The sequence below is a fragment of the Marinobacter sp. es.042 genome (assembly GCF_900188315.1).
GTDB lineage: Bacteria > Pseudomonadota > Gammaproteobacteria > Pseudomonadales > Oleiphilaceae > Marinobacter.
The window spans coordinates 1-16,941 of the sequence record NZ_LT897781.1 but is presented as its reverse complement, the minus strand read 5'-3'; the positions used below and the strand labels follow the sequence as shown (position 1 = coordinate 16,941).

21 protein-coding genes and 1 tRNA gene are annotated in these 16,941 nt (G+C 54.5%); 8 read left to right on the top strand and 14 right to left on the bottom strand.

The genetic code is table 11. The annotated features are described in order from the left end of the window. Positions 1 to 11 precede the first annotated feature (11 nt). Positions 12 to 605 (bottom strand): imidazoleglycerol-phosphate dehydratase HisB, encoded by a 594-nt coding sequence (hisB, locus tag CFB02_RS00115; RefSeq protein ID WP_014578250.1) that lies wholly within the window; start codon positions 603 to 605, stop codon positions 12 to 14. A 138-nt stretch (positions 606 to 743) separates the two neighbouring features. After that, complete coding sequence (locus CFB02_RS00110; RefSeq protein WP_088556287.1) at positions 744 to 1,205, bottom strand: SRPBCC family protein; 462 nt, start codon at positions 1,203 to 1,205, stop codon at positions 744 to 746. A 193-nt stretch (positions 1,206 to 1,398) separates the two neighbouring features. On the opposite strand from CFB02_RS00110, the gene CFB02_RS00105 reads away from it, so the two are divergent. From CFB02_RS00105 to CFB02_RS00085, 5 genes are all read left to right on the top strand, one after another. Then, positions 1,399 to 3,564: an AsmA family protein gene (locus CFB02_RS00105; RefSeq protein WP_088556285.1), complete on the top strand. Its 2,166-nt coding sequence runs from the start codon at positions 1,399 to 1,401 to the stop codon at positions 3,562 to 3,564. Beyond that, positions 3,564 to 4,631 carry an A/G-specific adenine glycosylase gene (gene mutY / locus CFB02_RS00100; RefSeq protein WP_088556283.1) on the top strand — a complete coding sequence of 356 codons (1,068 nt, stop codon included), beginning with the start codon at positions 3,564 to 3,566 and terminating at the stop codon, positions 4,629 to 4,631. Before CFB02_RS00105 ends, mutY begins: the two co-directional genes overlap by 1 nt. Before the next feature lie 75 nt (positions 4,632 to 4,706). Further along, positions 4,707 to 4,979: an oxidative damage protection protein gene (locus tag CFB02_RS00095; protein ID WP_088556282.1), complete on the top strand. Its 273-nt coding sequence runs from the start codon at positions 4,707 to 4,709 to the stop codon at positions 4,977 to 4,979. A gap of 121 nt (positions 4,980 to 5,100) precedes the next feature. Continuing rightward, positions 5,101 to 5,176 (top strand) — tRNA-Phe (locus CFB02_RS00090). A 69-nt stretch (positions 5,177 to 5,245) separates the two neighbouring features. Beyond that, positions 5,246 to 6,307, top strand: coding sequence for a hypothetical protein (locus CFB02_RS00085; RefSeq protein ID WP_088556281.1), 1,062 nt, complete (start codon positions 5,246 to 5,248; stop codon positions 6,305 to 6,307). Here the strand turns inward: CFB02_RS00085 and CFB02_RS00080 are convergent. The 12 genes from CFB02_RS00080 to CFB02_RS00025 form a co-directional block, all read right to left on the bottom strand. Then, the gene (locus CFB02_RS00080) at positions 6,297 to 7,265 is read right to left on the bottom strand and encodes a tyrosine-type recombinase/integrase (protein ID WP_088556279.1); all 969 of its coding nucleotides are present in this window, start codon (positions 7,263 to 7,265) and stop codon (positions 6,297 to 6,299) included. The genes CFB02_RS00085 and CFB02_RS00080 overlap by 11 nt on opposite strands. Continuing rightward, a complete protein-coding gene (locus CFB02_RS00075; protein ID WP_088556277.1) occupies positions 7,262 to 8,527 on the bottom strand; it encodes a hypothetical protein in 1,266 nt (421 codons plus the stop codon). The genes CFB02_RS00080 and CFB02_RS00075 overlap by 4 nt, the downstream gene beginning before the upstream one ends. Positions 8,528 to 8,653: 126 nt before the next feature. Further along, complete coding sequence (locus CFB02_RS00070; RefSeq protein WP_088556275.1) at positions 8,654 to 9,925, bottom strand: zonular occludens toxin family protein; 1,272 nt, start codon at positions 9,923 to 9,925, stop codon at positions 8,654 to 8,656. Beyond that, positions 9,922 to 10,242 (bottom strand): DUF2523 family protein, encoded by a 321-nt coding sequence (locus tag CFB02_RS00065; protein WP_088556273.1) that lies wholly within the window; start codon positions 10,240 to 10,242, stop codon positions 9,922 to 9,924. Before CFB02_RS00065 ends, CFB02_RS00070 begins: the two co-directional genes overlap by 4 nt. Continuing rightward, on the bottom strand, positions 10,242 to 11,576 hold the full coding sequence (locus tag CFB02_RS00060; RefSeq protein WP_088556271.1) for a hypothetical protein: 1,335 nt from the start codon (positions 11,574 to 11,576) through the stop codon (positions 10,242 to 10,244). The genes CFB02_RS00065 and CFB02_RS00060 overlap by 1 nt, the downstream gene beginning before the upstream one ends. A gap of 112 nt (positions 11,577 to 11,688) precedes the next feature. Next, positions 11,689 to 11,958 (bottom strand): hypothetical protein, encoded by a 270-nt coding sequence (locus CFB02_RS00055; RefSeq protein ID WP_088556270.1) that lies wholly within the window; start codon positions 11,956 to 11,958, stop codon positions 11,689 to 11,691. A 22-nt stretch (positions 11,959 to 11,980) separates the two neighbouring features. Further along, positions 11,981 to 12,205, bottom strand: coding sequence for a hypothetical protein (locus tag CFB02_RS00050; protein WP_088556268.1), 225 nt, complete (start codon positions 12,203 to 12,205; stop codon positions 11,981 to 11,983). Between the two features lie 10 nt (positions 12,206 to 12,215). Next, positions 12,216 to 12,512 carry a hypothetical protein gene (locus CFB02_RS00045; protein WP_088556267.1) on the bottom strand — a complete coding sequence of 99 codons (297 nt, stop codon included), beginning with the start codon at positions 12,510 to 12,512 and terminating at the stop codon, positions 12,216 to 12,218. Between the two features lie 377 nt (positions 12,513 to 12,889). Further along, positions 12,890 to 13,156, bottom strand: a complete 267-nt coding sequence (locus CFB02_RS00040; protein WP_088556265.1) for a hypothetical protein — start codon at positions 13,154 to 13,156, stop codon at positions 12,890 to 12,892. Then, positions 13,153 to 13,482: a hypothetical protein gene (locus tag CFB02_RS00035; protein WP_088556264.1), complete on the bottom strand. Its 330-nt coding sequence runs from the start codon at positions 13,480 to 13,482 to the stop codon at positions 13,153 to 13,155. The genes CFB02_RS00040 and CFB02_RS00035 overlap by 4 nt, the downstream gene beginning before the upstream one ends. Then, positions 13,479 to 13,757, bottom strand: coding sequence for a hypothetical protein (locus CFB02_RS00030; RefSeq protein ID WP_088556263.1), 279 nt, complete (start codon positions 13,755 to 13,757; stop codon positions 13,479 to 13,481). The genes CFB02_RS00035 and CFB02_RS00030 overlap by 4 nt, the downstream gene beginning before the upstream one ends. After that, a complete protein-coding gene (locus tag CFB02_RS00025) occupies positions 13,754 to 13,957 on the bottom strand; it encodes a hypothetical protein (RefSeq protein WP_041646358.1) in 204 nt (67 codons plus the stop codon). The genes CFB02_RS00030 and CFB02_RS00025 overlap by 4 nt, the downstream gene beginning before the upstream one ends. Positions 13,958 to 14,231: 274 nt before the next feature. Here CFB02_RS00025 and CFB02_RS00020 point away from each other — a divergent pair, with 274 nt between their 5' ends. From CFB02_RS00020 to CFB02_RS00010, 3 genes are all read left to right on the top strand, one after another. Then, entirely contained in the window at positions 14,232 to 14,669 is a 438-nt protein-coding gene (locus tag CFB02_RS00020) for a hypothetical protein (protein ID WP_088556261.1), read from the top strand. 536 nt (positions 14,670 to 15,205) lie between these two features. Continuing rightward, positions 15,206 to 15,496, top strand: coding sequence for a type II toxin-antitoxin system Phd/YefM family antitoxin (locus CFB02_RS00015; RefSeq protein WP_088556260.1), 291 nt, complete (start codon positions 15,206 to 15,208; stop codon positions 15,494 to 15,496). Continuing rightward, positions 15,441 to 15,707, top strand: coding sequence for a type II toxin-antitoxin system RelE family toxin (locus tag CFB02_RS00010; protein WP_088556258.1), 267 nt, complete (start codon positions 15,441 to 15,443; stop codon positions 15,705 to 15,707). The genes CFB02_RS00015 and CFB02_RS00010 overlap by 56 nt, the downstream gene beginning before the upstream one ends. The last annotated feature ends 1,234 nt before the right edge of the window (positions 15,708 to 16,941 follow it).

Genomic DNA, 16,941 nt, shown 5'->3' with positions numbered 1-16,941 from the left:
TAACGAGGCGTTTACAAAGAACCCTTGGTGGACGGTGTAATGCCGGCCATCCGCTCGTCCATTTCAATCGCCATACGCAGGGCACGGCCGAAGGCCTTGAACACGGTTTCAATCTGGTGGTGGGTGTTCTTACCCTTCAGATTGTCGATGTGCAGGGTCACCATCGAGTGGTTCACAAAGCCGTGGAAGAACTCCTCGAACAGGTCCACGTCAAAGCCACCCACGGCACCGCGAGTGTAGGGCACATCCATCATCAGGCCCGGGCGGCCCGACAGATCGATAACGACTCTGGAGAGCGCCTCATCAAGCGGAACATAGGCGTGGCCATAGCGGCGAATCCCCTTCTTGTCGCCAACCGCCTGCTTGAAGGCCTGGCCAAGGGTGATGCCGATGTCTTCCACGGTGTGGTGGTCATCAATGTGCAGGTCGCCCCTGGAAACGATGTTCAGATCCACCAGACCATGGCGGGCGATCTGGTCCATCATGTGTTCCAGAAACGGCACGCCGGTATCGAAACTGGATTTACCGGTTCCGTCGAGATCAATCTCAACGGTGATCTGGGTTTCAAGGGTATTTCTTTCTACCCGAGCCTTACGTTCGGCCATGGGGACTCCGTGACAATTGGGCGGCATAACGCCGGAAAAATTCTATCCGGCGATTATACCTTTTATGTCCGCTGGAGTCCCACAACCGGTTTAATCGCTACGATAGCGAACTTCGGGTATATGGCAGAAAGGGCTTTGTCAGAAAGCCTTCTTCAGATTGTTCATGTAAGTGTCTACGAGGCTGTTGAACTCGTGCTTGATAACCGGGCTGATGGCCAGCTTGAGCAGGCTGGGCAGGGGCACAGTCAGCTCTGCGCTGGTCTGGAACTTCACGGCGGTGGCATTGTCGCCCTTGGACTTGACGGTCCAGGAACCACTCACGACGCCATTGCCCTCGCCCTTCACCGGCTCCCAGTTAATCTTGCCGGCGTCTTTGTCCGAATGGTACTTGCAGGCATAGACCGACTGGATGGCGTGCTTGTCGACGCCGACCTTTTCCATTTCCCAGCGGTAGGCGTTATCACCCAGGTCGGTCAGTTTGTGAACTTTCGGGAAGTGACTGGCTGAACGTGGCACATCCGCCAGCAGATCGAACACTTCATCATAGCTGCCCGGAATCTCAAGTTCGCGGTTCAGCTCAATCGAAACGGTAATAGCCACGGCCAACTCCTTCTTGTGTTTATAGGTATCAATGTAGTCGGAAAATCAGGGTCGTGTATTTTGGCCCAACACTACCGCATTGTCATACTCCCGCGCTGTTAATTTGTTAACCCTGCGTTATCCTTTGGGTCATTAGCGTCGGTATTCACAGCGAATACTGCAAGCTCCGAAAAATAGGAAGGAAGCCTGAATCATGAAAGCCGTCCGTTATGTGCTGATTGCCATCGTTGCACTGATCGTTCTTGCCGTGGCTGCCGTTGCCATCGCCATGGCCGTGATCAACCCCAACGATTATAAACCGCAGATTGAACAGGCCGTTGAGGATGCAACGAACCTGGATCTGGTCCTTGAAGGCGACATCGGCTGGTCTTTTATCCCTCTTGGCCTTGAGCTGAACTCCGTAGAGGCCACCCTGGAAGGTGACCGCTTTGTTGCCCTCGAGCAACTGGTGGCCCAGATCGATTTCTGGTCGCTGATTGCCATGTCGCCGAGGGTAAACACCTTCGTGCTGGACGGGCTGGACGCCCGACTTGAGGTAGACGAACAGGGCAACGGCAACTGGACCCGCATCATGCCCGAGAAGCAAGCGGGAGCGGCAACCGAGGAAACAGCCGGAGCCCAGGATGAACAGGCACAGGAAAGCGAGGGCACCGGCGGCGAGCCTCTGAACTTCAACGTTGAAAACGTTCAGATCAGCAACGCCCAGGTGCACTACACCGACAAGAGCACCGGCCAGTCGGTCACGCTGGAGAACTTCACCGTCAACGCCAGCAACATTACTCTGGGCTCCGAGTTCCCGTTGGAGATCGGGTTCCGGGTAGCCACCACCCAGCCCACGTTTGAAGTGGATGGCAACATCAGCGCCCGCCTGGCGGCCAACGAGGCGCTTAACGAATTCGCGGTATCCGGTCTGAATGCCGTGTTCGACATGACCGGCGAGCCATTTGGCGGCAAAGAGGTCACGGCTGAACTGGCGGGCTCTGCCAGGGCGAACCTGGAAAACGAGACCGCTAACCTGAGCGGCTTTACCGCCAGCCTGGCCAACCTGAACCTGTCGACCGATCTTGACGTTACCGGATTCGGCGACAAGCCAACCCTGAGCGGCGAGATCTCCATCGCCGCGTTCTCGCTGAAGGATCTCCTGAACAACCTCGGCCAGCCCCCGGTGGAAACCAGCGATCCGGACGTACTTGAAGCCATCGCCTTCTCCACCGGCATTGGCGGTCCGGCCGGCAAGGTGGAACTCACAGACCTGACCATCAAACTGGATGACACCACCTTCACTGGTTCCGGCAGTTACAACCTTGCCGACACAGGCGTTGTCTTCCAGCTCCAGGGCGACCAGTTGAATGCCGACCGATACCTGCCACCAAAAGCGGAAGGAGAGGCGGAGGAAGCACCCGCATCCCAGGAAACCGCTGCAGCCGGCCCCGAGGGCGACCTTCTGCCCCTGGAGACCATTCGCAGCCTGCTGCTGGATATTGATCTGGGCCTCGGCCAGCTGATCGTCAGCAACCTGACCATCAACGAAATCAAAGCCAGCACCACCGCGAAAAACGGTCTGCTAAAGGTTGATGAGTTCAGCGGCAAACTTTACGAGGGCAGCTTTGGTGCCAACGTGACCATCGACGCCCGCAGCGACAACCCGAAATGGACCGTTGGCTCAGACGTAACCAATGTACAGACCCTGCCTTTGCTCACCGATCTGGCAGAAGTGGATATGCTCGCCGGCGGGGCAAACCTCAAAGTGAACGCCAACACCTCTGGCAACCGGATCTCGGCACTGCGCAGCAATGCTGACGGACAGATCAGCTTCAACCTCGCAGAGGGCGAGTTCCGCCGAATGAACCTCACACGCATGGCCTGCCAGGGCATCGCTCTGGTCAACCAGGATGAGCTGACGACCACCGACTGGGGCACTACCACACCGTTCAACGACATGCGCGGCACCCTGGAAATCAACGGCAACACCCTCAACAACACCGATCTCGTGGCGGCGCTGGCCGGCATGCGCCTCGAGGGCAATGGCACGGTGGATCTGGCCCAGAGCGAACTGGATTATGAGGTTGGGCTAAGAGTCGTTGGTGAGATCCACCGGGACAACGCATGCCGCGTTACCGAATATGTAGAAAACGCGGTTATTCCCGTGGAGTGCCGTGGCAACTTTGCAGAGGACCCGGCAGGGCTTTGCTCCTTTGACGGCTCCCGCTTCCGGGACACCCTGAAGACCATCGCCGAAAATGCCGCCAAGGCGAAAGCACGGGAGGAAGTGGACAAGGCAAAAGCCAAGGCGGAAGAGAAGGTTAAAGAAAAGGTGCAGGAACAGATCGGCGACAAACTCAAAGGACTGTTCAACTGATGCCGGACAGCTTCGCCAACAAACTGCTCCAATGGTATGACAGCCACGGCAGGCATGACCTGCCGTGGCATCACAACCGGAACGCCTACCGTGTGTGGGTTTCCGAAATCATGCTGCAGCAGACACAGGTAACCACGGTTATCCCCTACTTCGAAGCGTTCATGAAACGCTTCCTGGACGTTCATGCACTGGCCGAAGCCCCGGTGGATGATGTGCTCAGCCACTGGTCCGGCCTTGGTTACTACGCCCGGGCCCGCAACCTGCAGAAAGCGGCGCAAACGGTGGTGCGCGAGTTCGACGGTGAGTTCCCGCAAACCCAGGAGGAGCTTGAATCCCTGACCGGCATTGGCCGCTCCACAGCCGCCGCCATACTGGCCCAGGCCTTTAGCATTCGCGCCGCCATACTGGATGGCAATGTGAAACGGGTGCTGGCGCGCTACCATGCCATACCCGGCTGGCCCGGCCAGACAGCCGTGCTTAACCAGCTGTGGCAACGGGCCGAAGAGCACACTCCGGAACAGCGGGTGCGCGACTACACCCAGGGCATTATGGATCTCGGCGCCATGGTGTGTACCCGCAGCCGCCCGACCTGCGAGAGCTGCCCGCTGCAAGAGGGCTGCAGAGCCTACGCCCAGGGTGAAACCTCACTCTACCCCGGCTCCAAACCGAAAAAGGCCAAGCCCGAGAAATCCACCTGGATGGTGATTCTTGAGGACGGCGAGGGGCGCATTCTGCTTGAGCGTCGCCCGCCCAGTGGCATCTGGGGCGGCCTCTGGAGCCTGCCGGAACTGGACCCGGCCTATGGAGCCGATGAGCTTCAGGAAGCCTGCGAACAGAACCTGGGGCTGGATTGCGCGGAACCGGAGCTGATCAGCGGCTTCCGACATACCTTCTCCCATTACCACCTGCACATACAGCCCGCCCGGCTGAACGTCACCGGCGGCGCCAACACCGTTGCAGACAAGGATCATCTGAAATGGCTACACCGCCATGAAGCCCTGAACCTCGGCCTGCCGGCACCGATCCGGTTGCTGCTGACCGAACCGGAGCAAGCGGCCCTGCTTTGACCTGGTCCGGTAGCGCCTTCAGCCGCAACGATCTGTTATCATCAGCGCCAGCAACATTTGCCAACAGGAGCCACCATGAGCCGTACTGTTTTCTGCCGCAAATTCCAGAAAGAACTGGAAGGCCTGGATTTCCCGCCCATGCCCGGCGCCAAGGGCCAGGATATCTTCGAGAATGTTTCGAAACAGGCCTGGGAAGAATGGCAGGCCCAACAGACCATGCTGATCAACGAAAAACATCTGAGCCTGATGGACCCGAACACCCGCAAGTACCTGCAGGCGCAGATGGAACATTTTTTCAACAACGAACCGTTCGACAAGGCCGAAGGCTACGTTCCACCGGAACAATGAGGCCGGATTGATCAAAGCCTGAGCATGCCTGAAAAGATTCAGAAATTTTTCCGGCCTAGCCTTGACTCAAAACATCGAAACCGGTTTAATAGCGCCCCGTTGCACAGCAGTAGCGCAACATGCCCGGATAGCTCAGTTGGTAGAGCAGGGGATTGAAAATCCCCGTGTCGGTGGTTCGATTCCGCCTCCGGGCACCAAGATTCAACGACTTAGCCCGCCTTGTGCGGGCTTTGTTGTTTTACGTGTCAACAAAAAGTCAACGGACCATGACGACAAGCGACCTACTAAAAATTATCAATGAGAATACAGCCAAATTTTTGGGAGGGCTGTCGCTCTTCCTAACCCTATATGGCGGTTGGCAACTGAGGTTTTACCTTCAAGAATATGGTGTCGGCTTCCCTATAGAACTGAATCTTTTTCCTTTTGTCCTACCGATCACTGGACTTATTTCGCTGCTATTCATTTTAGTACTCACCTGTGGCATTTTCTCAGCGCCACTATTTGCCGCGACAGTGTTTGAGAATGAGTCAGGAATACTCATACCAAGCGTCAAAAAATCTAATGACAAAATCGACCATAAAGCCATACTTGGATATATCTTAAAGATTTATATGGCCCCAACAATTATTTGGGCCACATTTATTTTTGGCTATTATTTTGCATTCGATGACTACCCCTTCTCTTATGCATTTGCGCTGCTTAGTTTAACTTTGGCGATCTACTCTATATACGCTTCAGGGAAACATAGAAAGACCAACAAAAAGCTCTCTAGAATTAAAATCACTGGGGTGTACTTCGCCATAGGTTTGATATCAAGCTGGTCAGCTCTGATCTCAACGATACTGGTTGTAAAGATGTACCCGGAAATCACAGACATCCAGCTGCTTTTAGGTCTAGTGTTTCTAGTCTTACTGAATGCAATGTGCTTCCTTCCGAAGCACTCCCCTATTAAAACAATTTTCGTCGGCAGAGAAGTTCAGGGTTTGGTTGAAACCAGGCCCACTTTGATATGGATGGTTTTGGTGTTCATCGTAGTTTTTGCCATCTCCATTACACCCAGAGCGTGCGAGTTTATAGGCCAGGCGTCACTACGTGCCCTCGGAATTGGCGGTGGAATAGAAAAAAGAATCGTAGATGTAAAATCCACGAAGAAAGATCTGCCATCGATTCTTTTCGATGAAGACGAGAGAGGTTCATCTGAAAACCGTTCGAAAAATCTGTACCTTATTTTAAATAGCGGAAGCTACTCGTATTTTGGATTCGGAGATAACATTTACAAAATTAAGAATGACAACTTCATTGAAATAACACAAATACCTAAAGGCTAGGGGCATAGCAGACGACATCGTTTATCCGTCCTGGGGCAAGGTGGGCATAACGCAAAGTCAACTTTATGTCCGAGTGACCCAGTGCCTTCTGAAGAACAAGAATGTCTCCGCCATTCATCACAAAGTGACTGGCAAAGGTGTGACGACAGACGTGTGTGAGCTGTCCCCGAGGAAGATCTATTCCAGCCCGTTCGACGGCCTTACGAAACGCTGCACTGCAACTGACAAAAGGCACTTCCTTGATGAGTTCCCTGTAGAGCTTGTCTGAGATTGGGACACTTCGTGACTTGCCCGACTTGGTGTAGTTGTAGGTAACTCTGTGGGGCGTGAAGCTAGACATCGTAACGCCCTCTGCTTCCGACCACCTGGCACCCGTTGCCAAAGCCAAGCGAGTCACATGATAGAGACTCGGATTGGACGATGCCTTGCACTCCTTCAGGAGGCGATCAATCTGCTCTTGGTTCAAAAACGCTAGCTCGTGCTCATCCAATTTGAACTTGCGCAGTTTCTTTAATGGGTTGGAATGGTTCCACTCCCCCTGTCGGATAAGCTCATTGAACACAGCGCTTAGGTAGGTGTGTTCATGGTTCAACGTATTCTTGCCTACCCCATCGTTTTCCATTCTAAGCCGCCGGTACATCGCAAAGTCCGACACTGTAAAACGAGTGGCCCTAGGGTTTCGTAGCCGTTCCGCTATGTCGTCCAGTTTCTTTTTGCGGGCAGCACCATCTTTCAACGTGTGTCCGTGCGAGTCGTACCACTGCTGAATCAGGCCCTTAAGGGTCCTAGTATCCTTGCTCGGATTCCAATCTTCTCCAGCTGCATGGCTGTTGAGTGCCCAGCGCTCGAAACGCAGCGCCTCTGCCTTTGAGTCGAAGGATTTTCTGACGCGCTTCTGCCCTCTCCCGCCCGGCTGGATATCTACTTGCCATCGCCCAGATGGTAGCTTCCTGATCATGCCGCCACCTTTGTCAGTAGTCGTCGTTTTATCAGGCCATCCTGGACGAGCTGAAATAGCTCGTTTTCATAGATCTCCCGTCGTCGGTAATAGGCGCACAGGTCCTCCCAAAGTCCGGATTTCTTGAGGCAGTCCCAGGCCTGACGAGGGTTAAAACGGTTGCGTGCATAAATGGACAAGAGATTGCCAAAGGCCAGGGAGACGTTCTTTTCGTTGCCGCAACCGGGTTCCTTTTTTGCGCGTTTGTAGAGCAGATCCGGGGCCGAGTAGCCGAAGCCGATGTCTTCGCGGAGCTTGGTCCAGATGGGGTGCACCCATTCCCGTTTGACCTCGTAACGGTTGCTTTGCAGGGCGTACTGCCAGAGGCCAGTCAGGTGCGGTACCGCGTCCATGTAGGTGTAGATGGGCTTCATGTTGGGCGTGCCCTGGGAGATCTCGTTGACGATCCGGTGATGAAAGCGGATTTCCAGGCGCCAGACGGGCTTTTCCGGGTCATAGCAGGTGTCCGGAAAGCAGTCTTCGTTGCTGGCGCATTCCCAGATGGATTCCATGAAGGCGCGTTTGTCGCTGACATCGACCTCTTTGGATTTGTCGTAGAGGCAGACCTGCAGGCTGTTAGCCTTGCCGAAGGTGTAGGTTTCGCCTCGGCCGTTGACGGTGGAGCCTTCCAGGCCCTGGAAGTGGAAATCGCTCATGCCGTTGTGGACGCTGATGGTTCGGGCCCTTGTGACAAAGTGCTGGGCAAAGTCTTGGGGTGGTTCCCAGCCCTGGAAGTCGACGGCCAGGTGGAGTGCGATGCCAACGGGCTTGATGTTAGTGAGGAAGTACATACCCCACTCCCCAAGCTCGTCGTGGATCTCTTGGCTGGAGCGTTCATAGAGCCATCTGGGGGAGGTTTCGATTTTAACGTGCGTGCCCAGGGTGTCGGCTTCGGCGTAGAAGTTCTGAAGCAGGATCGTCAGGCCGTATTCCCGATTTTGCAGGATGTATTTGAAGCCACCGCGTCTGCCGGATTGCAGGCGGAAAGGGATCTTCTTGATTGTGAGAGTAGCGTCGAAGCCGGATTCGTATTCGGTGGCAATCTCGGCGAGGATTTCGGGTTTCAGGCGTCCCTGGAACAGTTGTCTTACGGTATCCGTGCCGGTCCAAAGGACGTTGACCTTCTTCAGGTTCACTTGCTGGCCTTCCGGACCGATGAAGAGGTCCCCTTTTCCGATTTCGCCGGTGGTGGTGTCGATGCGTTCGAAGTCTCTGATTTTCATCTGTGTCTCACTGTGGTTCTAAGTGGTTAAAAATCGACTACCGTCGTTTTCTATGAGACGTGTTACAGGGACGTCTCAGGGCTGCGCCCCGGCGCCAGCGGAGCGCTTGCTCCTCGCGCATCGTCGCTAGCGCTCCGCTGGCGCCGGGTCTTTCGTGTCGGTGACCAGGGCTGGGAACATGGTTGGCTCGAAGCTTGGCCTGGGTTCGGGTTCTCGGATTCTCATGCGTTGGCAATACAGATCCTGGACGCGCTCCCCGTCCCACCAGAGTTGGCCGTGACAATCTCTGAGGTACAGGACGCGGTAGCCGAAGCTGGAAAGGTCTTGTTGGGTAAGCGCGAACTCCCCTTGCAGATCTTCGCCCTGGAACAGGTAGAGGCGGTTGACGCTGCCGGCGATGCGTAGCTCAACGTCGGCGAAGGGGTGTTCCAGGTGCTGGCGTGAGTTGGGGGCATTTTGTTGTTGGTTTTGGTCTAAAGAACGCTCAGACGGGCTACCAGGCGCAAGGCGGCTCCCATCAGAACCATCAGGGTTAGCGCGACCATCAGCCGTATCACTCTCGGGAACAGCCACCGGATCACCCGAGAGGCGAGCCTTTTCGCGCTCGATAATGTGGTACGCCTGATAGCCGAGCAGCGAGAAGCTGCCCACGATAACCACAACTGCAAGCTGCAACTTGCGATCCTTAAGGATTGAATTACCCCCGACCACCCCTTTGGCCTTGCCGGTTTTCGTCGACTGGTAGCACTCGAAGACCCGGAGGTCGACCTTGTACTCTTTTGGGACACCGATACTATGGGAGGCAGCTTTTCCGCTGTTTTCAGGGTCATGTTCCAGTTCCCTCCATTTGTTTTTCTTCCAGGGCACGATGTGGCCCATTTGCCAATGCCGGAAGGCCTGCTGGGCACTCTGGCGGATTTCTTTGTGGATCTTTCCGATGTTGGGCGTGCACAGGAACAGGTCCCAGTTGTAGTGGCGGTGCATGTCGAAGGCCAGGAGGACATCTGCCGGGCGGTTGTCGCGTTGGGCGGCTTCTTTGCCCCCTGGGTAATCCAGGTGTTCGATTCGGAAGTCCCGTCTGGCCGCGGGATACACCGCCTGGGCTTCGTCGAGGACGATGAGTGCGCCGATCGGGACCCAGTGGAACCATCTTGCGGCGTATTCGAGGGCGTCGCGGGTTTCGGTTTCAAGGTTGATGATTCTGGATTCCGGGCCGCAGGTGACGCCGAAGGCTTCTTCCACCCGTTCGATGGAGTCCAGGCCTCTTATGTTGGTGACAACGCAGCGACCGTCGGGGTAGTCACTATCTTCTCCGGTCAGGGCGGGGATGACGTAGCGTTGTACGACCCCGGCGGATTTGTAGGAGCCGGGTGGGCCATGGTGGATGTTGATGGTCATTTCAGCACTCCCATGACGTACCGGGTCAGGTGCGCATTCAGGATGATGTTCAGGGCGTCGGGGATGCGGAAGTAGGTCAGTGCGCCCATGACTTTGGAGTCGATGGAGCCCCAGTACTGGTTGATGGTGCCGGAGATGTTGAGCTGGTTGAGGACTTCCTGGGCAACACCCCAGGCAAAGCCGACGAAGTAGATTTTGGCCTTGGTCACCCAGATGACGTACCAGGCCGAGAGTTTGACCATGGCGTCGTTGATGAAGGTGGGGATGGCTTCCAGGAAGGCCCAGATGGCGTCGAAGAAGGTGGCAATGAATTCCATCAGTCTCGTGCTCCCATGATGATGCCCAGTGCAATGAAGGTCGCGGCAAAGAGGATGATGGAGCCGAGGATGGAGAGGTCGGCTCCGAACTTGGAAAGACCGGCGTTGAAGGTCTCGCCGTAGAGGGTGATGTTGTTGTCCTGTAGGCCACCGGCCCCGGTGAAGGAGCCGAAGGAGGCCGACATTTCGGCGCGGATGTTGGCGATGAGGGTTTCGTATTCGCCCTGGACGGCGTTGAGCTCATCGAGGCCGTCGGCCAGTTCTAATGGGATGGCTTCCCCGCTCCAGGTAATCGATTCGCCGTCTTCGCCGACGATTTCGGTCTGGCTGTTTCCGTCGCCGTTTCCGCTTCCGCCACCTCCCCCGCCGGGGATGTTACCGATGGCGTCGGTGATGGCCTGGGTACCGTCTTTGATGGATTTGCCGATGCCGTCGAGCTGGTTCTTGATGTTGCCGCGTTCGGTGTTGCCGGAGGAGAGAAGGCCTTTGATGTCGTCGAGCTGGCCGGCCATGCCGGTGAGATCCCCTTCCCCATCGCCGTCGCTGTCCCCGTTGGAGGTGTCGTTTTCGTTGGTACCATCGGGATTGAGGGAGGCGCAGGCGAAGCCGTCTTCGGTAATGATCAGGCCGCCTTTGAAGCCATCGGGGCAGATGGGCGGGTTGGCGTCGTTATTGACGCATTGGCCGGTATAAGCGCCATCGGGGCCTTCCCCAAAGGCGAAGGTTTCGTTGTCGGCGCATTGGTTGTCGCCGGAGCAAACGTTTCTTCGGTTGGCGCCCCAGCCGATGGTGCCGACAAAGTCGTCGGCTTCACTGGTGCATTCGTCGAAGGGTTCGGCATTGCAGCGGTAATCGAGTTCGCCGTAGATGCATTCGGTGACGCATTTCTTTTGCCGTGGGTCATAGCTCATGAAGTTGTAGCGGCATTCTTCAAAGGTTTTTTCCAGGCGGCAGTCAAAGCCGCTTTCCCCGCTGGGATCGGGGACGTGGCCGGTGCCACATTGGCCGCAGGCTGTGCCTTCGGGTACACCGCCTTCATGGCTGAGTTGGGTGCAGGCCTGTTGAAAGACCCGCATGGTACCGCGGCTGGTGCCGGTGCAGTGCTGGGTGGCGTTGTCGGTGATTTCGATGTAGCAGGCGTAGCCGTTGGTCGCGGAGCAGGCGGCGTCGGAGTCGATGAAGGATTGCGCCGAGGACCAGGACTCGGATTGGCTGGGTACCTTGTTGCACTGGTCCAGGTAAAACTGTTGATGCCAGACGGAGGTGGCCGCCTGGGTCTGGACGGATCCGAGCGTCAGTAGCAGTGTGACGAAGGCGAGGATTGAAAGGCGCATCACTGGGACCGTTGTCTGAATGAAAAAGGGCCGGAATCCGGCCCTTACACAGTCCGGTAACCGGACACGAAACAGCCTGTCCAGAGACAGGCTATTAAGATGCTGGTGAGCATTACCGGTTGAGCAGTCGCAGGACGATGCCCACACCGAACACCACGGCAGCAACCGCGATAACCGCCGCAACCGCTGCGGTGGTGTTGGTGGTGGCGTCACCCTGGGCGGCGGTGATCTCTGCGGTGTGGTCCACGGCGAACGCGGTCACAGAGGTTCCGGCGGCCGCGAGTGCAGTACCGATCTTGGCGGCGCGTTTGCCGAAGCGAGCGCGGGCCATGCCCCAGGTTTTGCAGTTGTTTTGCTTTTCCATTTCGATGATGTCGTTCATGTCGTTTTTCCTTTCGGGTTGGTTATGAGATCTTTCTCATTACTTGGATGACTCTTCCGGCACCGACTCCGGTGACGAAGAGAGCCAGGGCGATTCCTGACACCAGGCCGATGACGCTGGCGTCTGGTGCCAGGTATTCCTGAAACAGGACGTCGACGTCCTGATAAGGAATGCTTTGCAGGGTCCCGGTGCATTCGATGCCCTGGGATCCTTGTGTCCATTCACCGTCGCAGGTGATGACGTTCATCAGTTCTTACTCAGGCGGTTTTCTTGATCGGGTCCTGGGGTTTCATGTCCAGGGCCTTGAAGGTGATCTTGCCGCCCTGCCCGGCTTTCATCTGGGCCTTGACGGTGAACATGGCCGGGAGACGTTCGGCGTGGTTGCGCAGCTGGTCGATGTGCTTCCAGTCGCAGGCGATTTTCATGACTTCGTTGCCGACTCGGTTGTCGTCGTCAGCTTCGGCTGGGGAATAGGCCCACAGGGAACCGCCCCGGTTGCCGTCGATGTCGTAGCGGGTGGCGCCGATGATCATGAGGTTCAGGTAGTTTTCCATTGCGTGTGTCCTCTGGTTTCGTTGGGTGTTGCTGTTGCTGGTTGTCCGGCTGGGCCGGGGTTAAATATTTAACTTTGGTTTTCAGTACTGCCTTTCCTGGTGGTGATGGTGGAAAGGGTTTGAGTTGGGTTTTTCGACCCCTTCGGGGCGGGCTCTACTCGCTCTGCTCCTGGCCACTAAGGTGGCCACCCTTACGGGTAACGATCCCTGTCGCCTGCCGCACTCCGTTTGCCGCCTTTGCTCATGGTTCGGAATCAAGGGGCGGGCGTCCTCCCCCGACATCCTCACCACTCCGGATGCGCACTGTGGACCAGCCAGAGCCCGCCACAAGGCCAGGGGGCCTGCGGCCCTGGCGCTACGCGCCAGCCTTGTAACGGTCACTGTCCGGCCCCCTTTTCGTGCGCGAGTGGTGACGATGACGGGGGCGGACTCGTGGGCTTTTCAGGGGGTTGGTCCTGAGTGCCAAAGGTCGGGCAGCCAGCCTCCAGCCAGGCGGTCAGGACGGAACCTCCGAGGGTCCAGAGATCCGTTCCCCGTTGGATGGCTTCCTGTTGCAGCTGGAGGTAGATGGAGGACGGAGCGCAGACGTAGAAACGGCGCTCTTTGTCTTCCACCTGGTCTTTTCTGGGGGGGATATGGCTCATGGTTGCGTCTCCGTGACGGTGGGAAGATCCAGGTGGCCGCAGTCCCAGGCGTCCCGCAGTTGTATAAGGCGGTCAAAGGCCGGGCTGTGATGGCCGCTGGCTTCCAGTTCGTGGATCAGGGCGTCGGTGAAGGCCGCTTTGCAGCGGGCCATGTAGTCGCACGGGTAGTCGGTGCGCACTTCCTGCAGCTGGCTTAGCTGGTGCAGGAGGGTGTCAAAAAGGCCTTCCAGGGCCTGGGCAGTGAGCGCAGAGGACGGACGGGGGCCCTGGAAGGCAAAACTGGCCGCGCTGATGGCTTTGCTGACGTCTTGGCGGTGGTATCTCATGCGGCGGCCCTCAATCCGGTGCAGGCCTGCCCTACTGCCCAGGCGTTGAAGTCGCGGGTATCGTCCTGGAGGAAGAATTCGGCCCAGGTGATGGTGAGGTTGAGGCCGTACCAGTAGAGGCCGGAATCGACACCCATATAGGAAGAAACCATCTGTTGGATCTGGCTCACGCGCAGGGCGGCAAGCTCGTAATCGCCCGCCTCATGAGCCTCACAGGCTTGCTGGAAGCGTAGGCGCATGATGGTTTTCTTCTGGTTGCGAACATCCGGAGTCATTGCCAGTCCTCCTGGTCCAGGGCCTGCTGAGACAGGGCAGCAATGTTGACCATGCGCACCCGGCCGATTTTGAGTGAAGGCAGATGTCCTTTTTCGATCTGGCCCCGTACCTGCCCTTCCGTTAAGCCAGTAAGCTGGGCGTAGCGGTCCTGGGTCATGACCGGAGTTGCGATCAGAATGATTTGCTTTTGCTCGTCCACTGTTTTGCACTCTGCTACACTGATTCACACACAAAACGACACCGATTTAGAACACTTTCGTGTGTCACTAAGACCAATATAACACTTTAAAAACCAATTATCAAAGCTTGTTGCACACTATCCCAAGATTACAGACATCGCAGCAGAAATAGTTGCGTCAATTGAAGAGGATTCATACTTCGATGACCTAAAAAAACCAAGCCTTCCGAAACTCAATCACGACAGAAAGAAAAATATCAGAGAGATAATATGGTATACATCGAAAATAAGATCTTTGATTGAACCACTAATAATTGAAGAGAATGCAAATAGAGAGTCAAAAAATTTTTATGATTTGATAAACAAAAAGAAAGCAAAACTAGAAAAAGGTTTTTACTATGAATTCACAGATGGAGACTTGAAACGAATTCAAGAAATCATAAACGAGCTTAGAGAAAAAATATCCGTATCTGAGCTTTTTGAAGAGAACCACAAGACAAGGCTATTGCGAAGACTAGAGAGGCTGCAGTCGGAGCTCCACAAACGGATGAGTGACGTTGACCGGTTGTGGGGTTTGGTCGGAGATGCTGGAGTTGTTATTGGCAAATTTGGTACTGACGCCAAACCTTTCGTTGACAGAATCCGAGAGATTTCAGACATTGTTTTTCGAACACAGGCGCGGGCGGAGGAGCTTCCCTCTGCGGCAAAGAATCCTTTGCTGGAAAAGAAATGAGAGAAACATCCATAAACGCGGCTGAAGAATGGTTAAGAACGATAGCCACTTTCCTTCTTACTAACCCTCCAAAGAAGCCGCTCATTTATAGTAGTGATGTGCAAAGCGAAATGCGCAGCCCCCGTCAGACAGCCTCGCAATATGTTAAACCTCCAAATATTGTTAAGAGAAAATGGGTGAAATAGAGTTGGTTGGGATAGGAGCTCACAGCGTGCCAACAGAGTAACCACCGATTAGAGGTTTATTGTGGACTACTGCGGTTAGCTACAACCCCATATGCTTAAAACGTGGTGGAAAGTGGTGTTTGTGCACTCGCATACGCTACGGTAAGGCTCTCATAATGCCCTGCCCGGCCCCTTGAAAACCCGCCAACACTACGCCAAGCCACTTTTTAGACCTTTTTTTAGACCTTTTTTTAGTCTATTATTCAGAGTAGTGCCGAATAGCAATGAATGTTGCCGCGAGTGATAGGCTGAGTGAAAGCTAGTGGTGAGCGGGCAACCACAAACTATGGATGAGGGCACGGGAGAACTGACATGAAAAGCCTTTTTGCGAGGCTTGCGGCCACCATTTCGGAGCTGAAAGCTAATCCGAATGAGGTGCTCAACCAGGCCAACGGCGAACCGATTGTGATTTTGAGTCACAACAAACCAAGAGCCTACATGGTGCCTGTCGAGACATTCGAACAGATGCAAGAGCAGCTTGAGGATTACCGGCTTCTACAGGAGGCTCGCAAGCGTATGGATGACGAATCAATACCGGTGAGCATCAATGAGCTACGAGCTGGAATTCAAGAAAAAAGCGCTCAAGGAATGGAACAAACTTAACCCTGCCGTCAAGACGGAGTTCCTGAATATTCTGGAGCGACGCCTAGAGAATCCGAGGATTCCAAAGCATCAGTTAAAGGGATCCTCTGACTTCTACAAAATCAAACTCAGATCCCAAGGCTTTCGCCTGGTTTACCACGTAGACGATGGCAAAGTGGTCGTTACGGTTGTGACTGTCGGTCGCCGCGACACGGTATACAAAGGCTTTTAGGGTGTCCGCATAGTGTCCACGTATCTGCGTTCATGAGTGGTCATGTGTGGAACTACATTTCCGTAAGTGCTTGAATGTGCAGCACTGTGGACTATTGAGCAGCTCTAGCAAAGGATTGAAAATCCCCGTGTCGGTGGTTCGATTCCGCCTCCGGGCACCAAGATTCAACGACTTAGCCCGCCTTGTGCGGGCTTTGTTGTTTTACGTGTCAACAAAAAAGTCAACGGACCATGACGACAAGCGACCTACTAAAAATTATCAATGAGAATACAGCCAAATTTTTGGGAGGGCTGTCGCTCTTCCTAACCCTATATGGCGGTTGGCAACTGAGGTTTTTACCTTCAAGAATATGGTGTCGGCTTCCCTATAGAACTGAATCTTTTTCCCTTTTGTCCTACCGATCACTGGACTTATTTCGCTGCTATTCATTTTAGTACTCACCTGTGGCATTTTCTCAGCGCCACTATTTGCCGCGACAGTGTTTGAGAATGAGTCAGGAATACTCATACCAAGCGTCAAAAAATCTAATGACAAAATCGACCATAAAGCCATACTTGGATATATCTTAAAGATTTATATGGCCCCAACAATTATTTGGGCCACATTTATTTTTGGCTATTATTTTGCATTCGATGACTACCCCTTCTCTTATGCATTTGCGCTGCTTAGTTTAACTTTGGCGATCTACTCTATATACGCTTCAGGGAAACATAGAAAGACCAACAAAAAGCTCTCTAGAATTAAAATCACTGGGGTGTACTTCGCCATAGTTTGATATCAAGCTGGTCAGCTCTGATCTCAACGATACTGGTTGTAAAGATGTACCCGGAAATCACAGACATCCAGCTGCTTTTAGGTCTAGTGTTTCTAGTCTTACTGAATGCAATGTGCTTCCTTCCGAAGCACTCCCCTATTAAAACAATTTCGTCGGCAGAGAAGTTCAGGGTTTGGTTGAAACCAGGCCACTTTGATATGGATGGTTTTGGTGTTCATCGTAGTTTTTGCCATCTCCATTACACCCAGAGCGTGCGAGTTTATAGGCCAGGCGTCACTACGTGCCCTCGGAATTGGCGGTGGAATAGAAAAAAGAATCGTAGATGTAAAATCCACGAAGAAAGATCTGCCATCGATTCTTTTCGATGAAGACGAGAGAGGTTCATCTGAAAACCGTTCGAAAAAATCTGTACCTTATTTTAAATAGCGGAAGCTACTCGTATTTTGGATTCGGAGATAA

Bases quoted from the DNA above. Each gene is read 5' to 3' on its own strand.
- hisB (WP_014578250.1), bottom strand. From the start codon at position 605: ATGGCCGAACGTAAGGCTCGGGTAGAAAGAAATACCCTTGAAACCCAG.
- CFB02_RS00105 (WP_088556285.1), top strand. From the start codon at position 1,399: ATGAAAGCCGTCCGTTATGTGCTGATTGCCATCGTTGCACTGATCGTT.
- mutY (WP_088556283.1), top strand. From the start codon at position 3,564: ATGCCGGACAGCTTCGCCAACAAACTGCTCCAATGGTATGACAGCCAC.
- CFB02_RS00095 (WP_088556282.1), top strand. From the start codon at position 4,707: ATGAGCCGTACTGTTTTCTGCCGCAAATTCCAGAAAGAACTGGAAGGC.
- CFB02_RS00085 (WP_088556281.1), top strand. From the start codon at position 5,246: ATGACGACAAGCGACCTACTAAAAATTATCAATGAGAATACAGCCAAA.
- CFB02_RS00080 (WP_088556279.1), bottom strand. From the start codon at position 7,265: ATGATCAGGAAGCTACCATCTGGGCGATGGCAAGTAGATATCCAGCCG.
- CFB02_RS00075 (WP_088556277.1), bottom strand. From the start codon at position 8,527: ATGAAAATCAGAGACTTCGAACGCATCGACACCACCACCGGCGAAATC.
- CFB02_RS00070 (WP_088556275.1), bottom strand. From the start codon at position 9,925: ATGACCATCAACATCCACCATGGCCCACCCGGCTCCTACAAATCCGCC.
- CFB02_RS00065 (WP_088556273.1), bottom strand. From the start codon at position 10,242: ATGGAATTCATTGCCACCTTCTTCGACGCCATCTGGGCCTTCCTGGAA.
- CFB02_RS00060 (WP_088556271.1), bottom strand. From the start codon at position 11,576: ATGCGCCTTTCAATCCTCGCCTTCGTCACACTGCTACTGACGCTCGGA.
- CFB02_RS00055 (WP_088556270.1), bottom strand. From the start codon at position 11,958: ATGAACGACATCATCGAAATGGAAAAGCAAAACAACTGCAAAACCTGG.
- CFB02_RS00050 (WP_088556268.1), bottom strand. From the start codon at position 12,205: ATGAACGTCATCACCTGCGACGGTGAATGGACACAAGGATCCCAGGGC.
- CFB02_RS00045 (WP_088556267.1), bottom strand. From the start codon at position 12,512: ATGGAAAACTACCTGAACCTCATGATCATCGGCGCCACCCGCTACGAC.
- CFB02_RS00040 (WP_088556265.1), bottom strand. From the start codon at position 13,156: ATGAGCCATATCCCCCCCAGAAAAGACCAGGTGGAAGACAAAGAGCGC.
- CFB02_RS00035 (WP_088556264.1), bottom strand. From the start codon at position 13,482: ATGAGATACCACCGCCAAGACGTCAGCAAAGCCATCAGCGCGGCCAGT.
- CFB02_RS00030 (WP_088556263.1), bottom strand. From the start codon at position 13,757: ATGACTCCGGATGTTCGCAACCAGAAGAAAACCATCATGCGCCTACGC.
- CFB02_RS00015 (WP_088556260.1), top strand. From the start codon at position 15,206: ATGAAAAGCCTTTTTGCGAGGCTTGCGGCCACCATTTCGGAGCTGAAA.
- CFB02_RS00010 (WP_088556258.1), top strand. From the start codon at position 15,441: ATGAGCTACGAGCTGGAATTCAAGAAAAAAGCGCTCAAGGAATGGAAC.